The 10613-nt window shown below is 72.9% G+C and carries 8 protein-coding genes; 2 read left to right on the plus strand and 6 right to left on the minus strand.

The genetic code is table 11. The features are described 5' to 3' along the window. Window positions 1-1814, plus strand: a 1814-nt coding sequence (locus ACTT8P_RS36790; RefSeq protein WP_442836149.1) for an MMPL family transporter, incomplete at its 5' end; no start/stop codon positions are given. Between the two features lie 7 nt (window positions 1815-1821). Here ACTT8P_RS36790 and ACTT8P_RS36795 read toward each other — a convergent pair. Continuing rightward, on the minus strand, window positions 1822-3309 hold the full coding sequence (locus ACTT8P_RS36795) for an MFS transporter (protein ID WP_442836156.1): 1488 nt from the start codon (window positions 3307-3309) through the stop codon (window positions 1822-1824). Window positions 3310-3825: 516 nt separating this feature from the next. Between ACTT8P_RS36795 and ACTT8P_RS36800 the strand changes: the two genes are divergently transcribed. Then, window positions 3826-4668, plus strand: a complete 843-nt coding sequence (locus ACTT8P_RS36800; RefSeq protein ID WP_442836150.1) for an RNA polymerase sigma factor SigF — start codon at window positions 3826-3828, stop codon at window positions 4666-4668. 60 nt (window positions 4669-4728) lie between these two features. On the opposite strand, the gene ACTT8P_RS36805 is transcribed toward ACTT8P_RS36800, so the two are convergent. The 5 genes from ACTT8P_RS36805 to ACTT8P_RS36825 all read right to left on the minus strand — a co-directional run. Continuing rightward, window positions 4729-6054 carry a lipase family protein gene (locus ACTT8P_RS36805; protein WP_442836151.1) on the minus strand — a complete coding sequence of 442 codons (1326 nt, stop codon included), beginning with the start codon at window positions 6052-6054 and terminating at the stop codon, window positions 4729-4731. 240 nt (window positions 6055-6294) lie between these two features. Next, a complete protein-coding gene (locus ACTT8P_RS36810; protein WP_442836152.1) occupies window positions 6295-8364 on the minus strand; it encodes an iron ABC transporter permease in 2070 nt (689 codons plus the stop codon). 7 nt (window positions 8365-8371) lie between these two features. Continuing rightward, complete coding sequence (locus tag ACTT8P_RS36815; protein WP_442836153.1) at window positions 8372-9352, minus strand: ABC transporter substrate-binding protein; 981 nt, start codon at window positions 9350-9352, stop codon at window positions 8372-8374. Continuing rightward, window positions 9349-10209, minus strand: a complete 861-nt coding sequence (locus ACTT8P_RS36820; protein ID WP_442836154.1) for an ABC transporter ATP-binding protein — start codon at window positions 10207-10209, stop codon at window positions 9349-9351. The genes ACTT8P_RS36815 and ACTT8P_RS36820 overlap by 4 nt, the downstream gene beginning before the upstream one ends. Window positions 10210-10277: 68 nt before the next feature. Next, window positions 10278-10613 (minus strand): pyridoxamine 5'-phosphate oxidase family protein (locus tag ACTT8P_RS36825; protein WP_442836155.1); only part of this gene is annotated, 336 nt, incomplete at its 5' end.

The following is a 10613-nucleotide window of genomic DNA, read 5'->3' on the forward strand; positions in this document are numbered from 1 at the left end:
CGCCGCCCCCCCCGGCGCTCGCCTCCCTCAAGGGCGCGCCCGGGGTGACCGGGCAGGTGTCGCCCGCCGTCGTCTCCAAGGACGGCAAGGCCCTCGAAGGCGTCGTCCAGCTCCGCCCCGACCTCGGCGACGAACTCGCCGCCGCCCTCGACCGGATCCGGGACGCCGCCGGCCAGGTCCCCGGCACCGAGGCCGGCGTCGCCGGGCCCGCGGCCGGCCAGGCCGACCTGTCCGACGCCTTCGCCGGCATCGACGGCCTGCTGCTCGGCGTGGCCCTGCTGGCCGTCCTCGTCATCCTGCTGCTGGTCCACCGCAGCGTGCTGCTGCCGTTCGTCGTCATCCTCGGCGCGGTCTTCGCGCTCGGCCTGGCCTGCGCGGTCGTCTATGTCCTCGCCGACCACGCCGTGGTCCGGGTCGACGGCCAGGTCCAGGGCATCCTGTCGATCCTCGTCATCGGCGCCGCCACCGACTACGCCCTGTTGCTGACCGCCCGCTACCGCGAGGAACTCGCCCACCGCGAGGACCGGTTCGCGGCGACGCTGGCCGCGCTCAAGGAGTCCTGGGGCGCCGTCGTCGCCAGCGCCGCCACCGTCGCGCTCGGCCTGCTCGCCCTGCTGCTGAGCGACCTGACCAACAACCGCGCGCTCGGCCCGGTCGGCGCCATCGGCATCGGCTGCGCCGTCCTGACCACCCTCACCTTCCTGCCCGCCGTCCTGGTCCTGCTCGGCCGCGCCGCCTACTGGCCCGCCGAGCCCCGCCCGGTGGAGGAGAAGCGGGGCGTGTGGCACCGGGTCGCCAAGCTGGTGGACCGTGCGCCGCGCAAGGTCTGGGCGGTCTCCCTGATCTGCCTGCTGGCCGCCGCCGCCTTCGCCCCGGCGCTCCACTCCAAGGGCGTCCCGCTGGACGAGACCTTCGTCGGCGAGGCCCAGTCCGTCGCGGCGCAGCGCACCCTGAGCGAGCACTTCCCCGGCGGCTCCGGCAACCCGGCGGTGGTCATCGCGGACGCCGGCCGCGTCGGCCGGGTCGTCGCGGTGGCCGAGGACACCGCCGGAGTCGCCTCGGCCGCCCCGGTCACCGCCGCCGGACGGCCCGGCGGGGGAGAGCCGGTGACCGTCGACGGCCGGGTCCGTATCGACGTCACGCTGAGCGCCGCCGCCGACAGCGACGCGGCCAAGGACACCGTGGCCCGGCTGCGCGCCGCCCTGCACGCGGTGCCCGGCGTGGACGCGAAGGTCGGCGGCTACACCGCCCAGCGGTACGACACCCTGCGCACCGCCGAACGGGACCGCACCCTCATCGTCCCCGTCGTCCTCGCCATCATCCTCGTCATCCTCGTCGCGCTGCTGCGCTCCCTGCTGCTGCCGGTGCTGCTGGTGCTCACCGTGGCGCTCAACTTCCTCGCCACCCTCGGCGTCAGCGCGCTGGTCTTCCCGCACGTCTTCGGCTTCACCGGCACCGACCCGTCGGTGCCGCTGTACGGGTTCGTGTTCCTGGTCGCCCTCGGCGTGGACTACAACATCTTCCTGATGTCCCGGGTCCGCGAGGAGTCGCTGCGGCACGGGGTGCGCCAGGGCATCCTGCGCGGCCTTATCAGCACCGGCGGGGTGATCACCTCCGCGGGCGTGGTGCTCGCCGCGACCTTCGCCGCGCTCGGCGTGATCCCGCTGGCCTTCCTGGTGCAGATCGCCTTCATCGTCGCCTTCGGCGTGCTGCTCGACACCCTGGTGGTGCGGTCCCTGCTGGTGCCGGCGCTGGCCCGGGACCTCGGCCGGCGCATCTGGTGGCCGGGGCGGCTGAGCCGGCCGACGTCCTGAAGCGGCGTCAGCGGGTCGCGGAGCGCTCCTTGGCGAAGTCGTACAGCTCCTCGGAGGTGCTGATCAGCTCCCGCTGCTCGGCCCGGGAGCCGACCATCGGCTGCGAGCCGTGCAGCGGCACCTGCGCGCTCTCGGGCAGGAACCGCACGGTCACCAGGCCGATGACACCGGCCACCATCAGGTAGTACGCGGGCACCAGATCGTTGCCCGTGGCGTTCACCAGCGCCTCGGTGAACAGCGGTGTGGTGCCGCCGAACGCGGCGACGGCGAAGTTGAAGCCGATGCCCATCGCGGCGTAGCGCACGGCGGTCGGGAACAGCGCGGGCAGCGTGGCGGCGCTCGGCGCGGCGAAGCAGGCCAGCAGGGTGGACAGCAGCAGCACGCCGAGCACCGGGGCCACCGTGCCGTCCGACCGCAGCAGCCAGAACCCCGGCACGGCCAGCACGATCATCGCCACCGCGCCGACCGCGTACAGCGGACGCCGGCCGACGTGGTCGCTGAGCCGCCCGAGGAAGGTGATCAGCAGCACGATCCACACCATGCCGATCAGGACCAGCACGTCGGCGAAGCCGCTGGAGCGGCCCAGCGTCTCGGTCTGGTACGTGGGCAGATACCCGGTGACCATGTAGTTGGTGACGTTGTACAGGAGCACGATGCCCATGCAGATGAGCAGCGGCTTCCAGTGGTCCTTGACGATCGTCCGGAACTCGCTGCCCGCCGACTCCTGGGCCATGCTCTTCTCGTGCTCGTCCAGTTGCTGCTGGAAGGCCGGGGACTCCTCCAGCTTCAGCCGCATGTACAGACCGATGACGCCCAGCGGACCGGCGATCAGGAACGGCAGCCGCCAGCCCCAGGAGAGCATCTGGTCGTCGCTGAGCGCGAGATTCAGCACCGTCACCAGCGCCGAACCCAGGGCATAGCCGACGAACGTGCCGAAATCCAGCCAGCTGGACAGGAAACCGCGCCGGCGGTCCGGCGAGTACTCGGCGACGAAGGTGGTGGCGCCGCCGTACTCGCCGCCGGTGGAGAAACCCTGGACCATCCGGGCGAGCAGCAGCAGGATCGGGGCGGCGATGCCGATGGTGGCGTAGCTCGGGATGAGGCCGATGGAGAAGGTGCCGGCCGCCATCATGATCATGGTGGTGGCGAGCACCTTCTGCCGGCCGATGCGGTCGCCGAGCGGGCCGAAGACCAGGCCGCCCAGCGGCCGGACCACGAAGGCCGCGGCGAAGGTGGCGAAGGACGAGATCAGCTGGACGCCGGGGGAGGCGCCGGGGAAGAACACCCTGCCGACGGTGGCGGCGAGGTAGCTGTAGACGCCGAAGTCGAACCACTCCATGCAGTTGCCCAGCGCGGAGGCGCCGACCGCGCGCTTCAGCAGCGGCCGCTCGACGACCTGGACGTCCTCCTCGCGGAAGGCACGCTTGTTGCGCCGGAGCCGGTGGGTCAGCTCTTCGCGGACCTGTCCCGGCAGGTTCGCGACCGCTTTCGGCATCTTCATCCGGCCCAGAGGCCCCGACCGGGCGTCGGGCTTGGCGTCCCTCACGCTGCCGCCTTTCTGTTGCGTCACGGCTGTCCGTCACGGCTTCTGCCTACGCGAATTCTGTGCCGCACTGATCGTCCGGCGCACGCGGTGGCTGCTGCCCGGGTCCGCACCGGCTCACACCGGGGCACCGGGTGCGGGTGAGAACAGGGCGGACGGCTCGGGCGCGCGACGGTGCCGGCCGGTCGGCACCGATGCCGCCGATCAGGTGGCCGCACCGGACCCGGGCCGGTCCCGGACGGTGGCGCCGCGTCAGATGAAGGCCACCAGCGGGGCGGTGCCGAGCTACGGGAGTCCGGTCCCTCGGGTGGCGGTACGGCACCCGGGCCGCCCGGTGAGCAGGCGGCGTCCGAATCAGTGGCAAGACGTAGGAGTGTTCGAGAGAAGGCGGGGTACGCGACCTGTTGCCGGTCCTTGCGGGCCGGTTTTGGGAACGGACAACTCGGGAGGGCACCCATGACGGCGGCGATGACGACGCGGAAGACGGACGTCGATGGAGAAGCGGTCCGGCTGCCCCAGGTCGCCGACCCGTCGAAGGTCGCGCCGAAGGACGCCCGCGAACTGTCGCGGCTCTTCTTCGACCAGCTCGCGGTACTGGAGGAGGGGACGCGGGACTACCAGTACGCGCGCAACACCCTGATCGAGATGAACATGTCGCTGGTGCGCTACGCGGCGTCCCGGTTCCGCAGCCGGGGCCCGGAGGAGCGCGAGGACATCGTCCAGGTCGGCATGATCGGCCTGATCAAGGCGATCGACCGGTTCGAGCTGACCCGTGAGGTCGAGTTCACCTCGTTCGCCGTGCCGTACATCGTGGGCGAGATCAAGCGCTTCTTCCGCGACACCTCCTGGGCGGTGCACGTGCCGCGCCGGCTTCAGGAGGCCCGGGTGGAGCTGGCCAAGGCGACGGACGAGCTGCGCAGCCGGCTGGGCCGCACGCCGACCGTCAAGGAGCTGGCCGAGCTGATGAGCCTGACCGAGAACGAGGTCGTGGAGGCCCGGCTGGCCGCCAACGGCTACAACTCCTCCTCGCTGGACGCCGCGCTCGGCGGCAGCGAGGACGGCGAGACCGTGCTCGCGGACTTCATCGGCACCGAGGACGCGGCGCTGGAACTGGTCGAGGACTTCCACGCGCTGGCCCCGCTCATCGCCGAGCTCGGCGAGCGGGACCGGCAGATCATCCATATGCGGTTCGTGGAGGAACTGACCCAGGCGCAGATCGGCGAACGCCTCGGCGTCTCCCAGATGCACGTCTCCCGGCTGCTGTCGCGGACCCTGGCGCGGCTGCGGGAGGGCATGCTCACCACGAAGTGATCCGTCTTCAGCGACGAGCCGGCGGCCGGGACCTCCCGGCCGCCGGCTCGTGCGTGCGGCTCAGGGCTGCAACGGCAGGGTTCGGCAGTCGGACGTGGCGGGCTTGCCCGCGAGGCGGTCGGTGAGCCAGGAGATGGCCGCGCCCTGGTCGGCGAGGAGCGCGCCGAAGTGGTTGATCAGCTTGTCGCCGACGTTCGGCAGCAGCACCGGCTCGTAGTCGACCTGTCCGCCCAGCGCGCACCAGTCGGCCGCCATCTGGCGGGTCTGGCCGTGCGGGACCAGGTTGTCGCTGGTGCCGGTGGCCACCCGGATGGGGCCGGCCGGCTTCATGGTGCCGATGCGCTGCTTCGCCAGGAACGACTGGAGGGCGGGTTCGGCGCGGATGATGTCGCCGAGCGACTGCCCGGTGTTCGTCCAGGAACCGCTGCGGGCGAAGGCGTAGCCGAACAGCGCGTCGCCCACGCACATGGTCGACAGGTCTTCCAGCGCCTGTCGGCCGGCTGCGTTGACGTACTTGTCCGCGATGGGACGCAGGGCCGGCTCGGTCTGGAGGAAGCCGTTCAGCGACCAGCCCAGCGCGCCCGCCAGGTCGCTGCCGTCGATCGCCTCGGTGACCTCGGTCAGGTCGGCGGGCGCGGCGCCCGAGTAGGTACCGGCCAGCGTGACGTCGGGGGCGTAGGTGGGCTGGAGTTCGGCCGCGGCGGCCGTCGCGCCGCCGCCCTGGCTGTAGCCGAACAGGCCGACCGGGGAGTCCGTGGTGACGGACGCCTCGGTCAGGGACCGGGCGGCGCGGACGGCGTCCAGCACCGCGTGCGCCTCGTCGACCCGGTTGACGTAGGTGTGCAGCCGGTCGGTGGCGCCGAGGCCCGCGTAGTCGGTGACGACGACGGCGACGCCGCGGGCCAGCAGCCGGTAGACGGACAGGTCCTCGTAACCGACCGAGACGGTCTCGCCGTTGAGGCTCAGCGGGTGTTCCAGGCCCATCGAGGCGGCGCACTGGTCGCCCTGGCCCATGGTGCCGGGGGCGACGACGACCAGCGGACGCGGTCCGTCCCCGCGCCACTTGGCGGTGGGCTCGATGTAGGCGCCGGTGACGGCCATCGGGCCGCCGCCCGTGTCGGTGGACTTGTACATCAGCCGGGTGGCCTTGCCGGGCAGCGGGCCGCCCAGGCTCGGCAGGCTCAGCGCGAGCTTCAGCGGCTCGCTGCGCACCAGGGTGCCGTTGGCCTCGGGAAGGGCGGCCGGCGGGGTGTAGAAGGCGGGTATCTCGACGCCGCGGGAGACCACGGCGGCGGAGTCGCCGGCCGCGGCGGCCGGCACGGCCTGAACGCCGAGGGCGAGGACGGCGGCTATGGACGCGGCGAGCAGGGTGGGGCGTGCGGGCATGGCGGACCTCCTGGTGGAGTGCGCTCACTCTGCTTCTGCAGGGGTGTCGGGACCGTACCGAGCCAGGAGTTACCGGGGGTAGCATCGTGCATATTACGGTTCAGTAACTTGACGTTCTGTCTAATAAGCGTCGGGCAGGGGCCGGTCGGCGGGGCCGGACGCCGGGCCTGGCACGGGCCCTGGAGATCGCCGGGGACGGGGTGGGCCGCACCGGCGGCCGGTGCCGCCCCGTCCCCCGCTCTACCGCCGGCTGCGGATCAGCAGATACAGGAAGTACGGCGTGCCGATGACCGCCGTCATCAGGCCGGCGCCCAGCTGGGCCGGGGCGATCACGGTGCGGCCCAGCAGGTCGGCCGTGCCCACCAGCGTGGCGCCCAGCAGCATCGCGACCGGGACCACCCGCACGTGCCGCCGGCCCACCAGGGCACGGGCCGCGTGCGGGGCCACCAGGCCGACGAAGCCGATGGTGCCCGCGCAGGCCACGGCGGTCGCGCTGAGCAGGACGCCGACGGCCAGGAAGCCGAGCCGGCCCGGGGCCAGCCGCAGACCGAGCAGCCGGGGCGTGTCCTCGTCCAGCGACACCAGGTCCAGTTCGGTGCGCCGGGTCACCGCGAAGACCACGCCGGCCACCAGGACCAGCGCCACCGGCAGTACGTCGGGCATGGTCCGCCCGTAGGTGGAACCCGACAGCCAGGTCAGCGCCTTGGTCGCGTTGAACGGGTCGGTGAGCACGATGAGCAGGCTGATCAGCGCCGTGGTCCCGGCGGCCACCCCGATGCCGACCAGGACCAGCCGGTTCTGCCGGAAGCCGCCGCGCGCGGCGAGGCCGAAGACCACGACGGCACTCACTCCGGCCCCCGCGAACGCGGCCCCGGAGATGCCCCAGCCGCCGGCCGTGGGCACGGTCGTCACGAGCAGTACGGCGCCGAGCGCCGCGCCGCCGGAGACACCGAGGACGCTGGGGTCGGCGAGCGGGTTGCGGGTGACGGCCTGCACCAGCGTGCCGGACAGCGCGAGCGCCGCGCCGGCGCCGAGCGCGGCCAGCACCCGGGGCACCCGGGTGTCCAGGACGAAGGACGTGGTCTGCCCGGCCCGCCCCTGGAGCCAGTTGGCCACGTCGCCGAGCAGCAGCTTGCTGTCGCCGATCAGCACCCCCGCGACGGTGACGCCGACCAGCGCGGCCACCAGCAGCACCACCGCGGTCAGGAACGCCGCCCGGCCGGGGATGCGCATCCGGTCCGGCGCGCCGGAGTCGCCGGTGTCCCGCAGCCGCAGCGCCATCGCGACCAGGAACACGGCCCCGACCAGGCTGGTGACCACGCCCGTGGGCACGGCCACCGACAGGTCGTCCGGCACCAGCGCCCGCAGCAGCACGTCCGAGCCCAGCACCAGGGCCGCGCCGGTGAGGGCCGCCGCGGGCAGGCTGCCGCGCGAGCGGGCGAACCCCCGAAAGCGCCGGGACAGCGGCCGGACCAGCGCGGGCGCGCACAGGCCGACGAAGCCGATCGGCCCGGCCAGCGTGACCGCCGCCGCGGACAGCAGCGCGGCCAGCACGACCACCGTGACGCGGGTGGCCCGCACCGGCACCCCGAGGCCGCGGGCCGCGTCGTCGCCGAGGGCCAGCGCGTCGATCCGGCGGGCGGTCAGCGCCAGCCCGACCACCCCGACGACGGCGATCGGCAGCATCTGGAGGACGCCGTCGAAGCCGTTCTGGCTGATGCTGCCCTGGTTCCAGGCGTACAGGCCCTCGGTCTGCTCGGGGAACAGCAGCAGCAGTCCCTCGGTGACCGAACTCAGGCCGAGTGTCAGCGCGGTGCCGGCCAGCACCAGCCGGACCGTGCCGGTACCGAGGCCGGACAGGCCGAGGACGACGGCCGCCGCGGCCAGGCCGCCGGCGAAGGCGACCCCGGAGGACGCCAGCAGCGGCAGCGAGAGGCCGGTGGCGCCGGCCACGCCGAGCGCCAGGTAGGAACCGGCGTTCACGGCCAGGGTGTCGGGGGAGGCGAGGACGTTGCGGCTGACCGCCTGGAGCACGCCGCCGGCCACGCCGAGGGCGACGCCGACCAGCAGGCCGGCCGCCGCCCGGGGCAGCCGGGAGGCGATCACGACCGACGCGTCGGAGGCGTCGGCCCGACCGGTGAGCGCCTTGAACACCTCGGCCGGTCCGACCGAGGCGGTGCCCTGGGTGATGTCCCAGAGCGCGAGGACGGCGACCAGCAGGAGGAGTCCGGCCGTCACCGCGCCCGCGCCCGAGCGGGAGACGGGAGCCGCCGACGGGCGGATGCCGGGTTTCGTCGCGGTGACGGCCATGACCTCGCTACTTCGTCAGCGCGCCGACGACGGAGTCGATGTACGCCGACATCGATCCGGGGCCGCCGAACATCCAGATGCCGTCGTCCAGGCGGTGCACGTCACCGGACTTGACGAAGGGCAGCGACTTCCACACCGAGTTCTTGGTGAGGGCGCCGGTGAACGGGGTGGCGCTGTCGTCCTCGTCGTTGCCGATGTACGCGAACTGGGTGTCCTTCGGCAGGTCGGTCAGGCCCTCGACGTCGGTGGAGCCGAGGCCGTACGCCGCGTCGCCCTTGACCGTCCAGGCGTTCTTCAGCCCGATCTCCTCGCTGACCTCACCGATGAGCGAGTTCGCCGTGTACGGGCGGATGGTCACCTGGTTGGAGGCGACGTAGCCGTCGGCGAAGGCGAAGTCGGTGCCGTCCAGACCGGCGTCGGCGATGGCCTGCTTGCCCTCGGCGACCTTGGCCTCGAAGTCCGAGCGGACCGTCTTGGCCTGGTCGGCGGTGCCGGTGGCCTTCGCGATGAGGTCGACGTTGGTCAGCATCTGGTCGATCTGGCCGGTGCCGTCGGCGGACTTCACGGTCAGCACCGGGGCGATCTTCTTGAGCTGCTTGGCGGCGCTGGCCGGCAGGTCGTTGGTGGCCACGATCAGATCGGGCTTGAGCGAGGCCACGGTGTCCATGCTGGGCTCGCCGCGGGTGCCGATGTCCTTGGGCGAGTTGGTCAGCGGCACCGCGCCGTCCCAGGTGTTGTAGCCCTTGGGGTCGGCGACCCCGACCGGCTTCACCCCGAGCGAGACGAGGCTCTCCACGACGTTCCACTCGGTGGCGACCACCTTGGTGGCGGGCCCGTCCAGCTTCACCTTCGTCCCGGTGCCGTCGGTGAGGGTGATGGGCTCGGCGGACTGCTCGGCGCTGTCCGCGGCCGGCTCGGTGGTGCCGCAGGAGGACAGGGCGAGAGCCGCGGCGGTGACGGCGGTCGCGGTGAGGAGGGTGCGTCTCATGAGGTGGTGCCGAGCCTTTCACGTCGGGTGTGGTGGCGGCCGATCGGGCGGGTGCGCAGCCGGCCGGTGAGGGGGTCGGTGTCGACCTCGATCCGGATGCCGTAGACGGCGGTCAGCCGGTCCGGCGTCAGGACCTCCTCGGGCGGACCGTCGGCGACGATCCGGCCCGCTTCGAGCAGGGTGACCCGGTCGGCGACGGCCGCCGCCTGGTCGAGGTCGTGCAGCACGACGCCGACGGCGATGCCGTGGTCGTCGGCCAGGTCGCGGATGAGATCGAGCAGTTCGACCTGGTAGCGCAGGTCGAGGTAGGTGGTGGGTTCGTCCAGCAGCAGCACACCGGTCTCCTGGGCGAGGCAGCTCGCCAGCCAGACCCGCTGGAGCTGCCCGCCGGAGAGGTGGTCGGCGCCGCGTCCGGCCAGTTCGCTCACCCCGGTCAGGGCGAGCGCCCGGTCGACCGCGGCCGGACCGTCCGGGTCCGCCCGTCCCCAGCGGCCCCGGTACGGGTAGCGGCCGAACTCGACCACGTCGCGCACGGTCAGCCCGCTCGGGGTGGGGCGGCCCTGGGTCAGCAGCGCCACGTACCGCGAGAACTCGCGGGACGTCAGCGCCAGTGCGTCGGTGTCGCCGTCGATCCTGAGCGTGGCGTCGCGCGGCCGCTGGAGCCGGGCGATCGTGCGCAGCAGCGTCGACTTGCCGCTGCCGTTCGGACCGACCAGCACGGTGACCTCGCCGGGCCGCAGACCGACCGCCGCGCCGTGCACCACGTCCACGCCGTCGTAGGCCACGGTGACGTCCGTGGCCGACAGCTCATGGCCGCGCAACCGCACGGCGCGCTCCGCTTCTTCACCAGATCTCACGAGGCGAAGGTTAGCCTAACCTAAAAAGTGCTGGTAGTGCCGGGGTCGCCGGGCACCCGGCGGCGGGCTCAACTCGCCTGCCAGGACTCCGGCTTCCACAGCCCCGCGCGGTTCAGGGACGCCGGGCAGTGCAGGTATATCTCGTCGATGTCCAGCACGACCGCCAGCGCCGGCCGCCTGCCGTCCCGCCCGGCCATCGCGTCGAAGAACGGCGCGTCGGTGAGGATGCGGGCCCGGCCGTTGAGGCGCAGCACCTGCTTGCCGCCCGGGACCAGGTAGAGCAGACCGGCGTGCGGGTTGTCGAGGATGTTGTGGAAGCTGTCCCCGCGCCGGTTGCCCGGCCGGTCCGGCAGGGCGACTTGGCCGGGGCCGAGGACATGGGTGAAGCCCGGGGCGGGGGGGGG

This window comes from Streptomyces sp. JW3 (assembly GCF_052216785.1).
Taxonomy (GTDB): domain Bacteria; phylum Actinomycetota; class Actinomycetes; order Streptomycetales; family Streptomycetaceae; genus Streptomyces.

Coding starts and splice junctions, on each gene's coding strand:
- ACTT8P_RS36815 (WP_442836153.1), bottom strand. CDS start 9,352: ATGAGACGCACCCTCCTCACCGCGACCGCCGTCACCGCCGCGGCTCTC.
- ACTT8P_RS36795 (WP_442836156.1), bottom strand. CDS start 3,309: ATGCCGAAAGCGGTCGCGAACCTGCCGGGACAGGTCCGCGAAGAGCTG.
- ACTT8P_RS36810 (WP_442836152.1), bottom strand. CDS start 8,364: ATGGCCGTCACCGCGACGAAACCCGGCATCCGCCCGTCGGCGGCTCCC.
- ACTT8P_RS36805 (WP_442836151.1), bottom strand. CDS start 6,054: ATGCCCGCACGCCCCACCCTGCTCGCCGCGTCCATAGCCGCCGTCCTC.
- ACTT8P_RS36800 (WP_442836150.1), top strand. CDS start 3,826: ATGACGACGCGGAAGACGGACGTCGATGGAGAAGCGGTCCGGCTGCCC.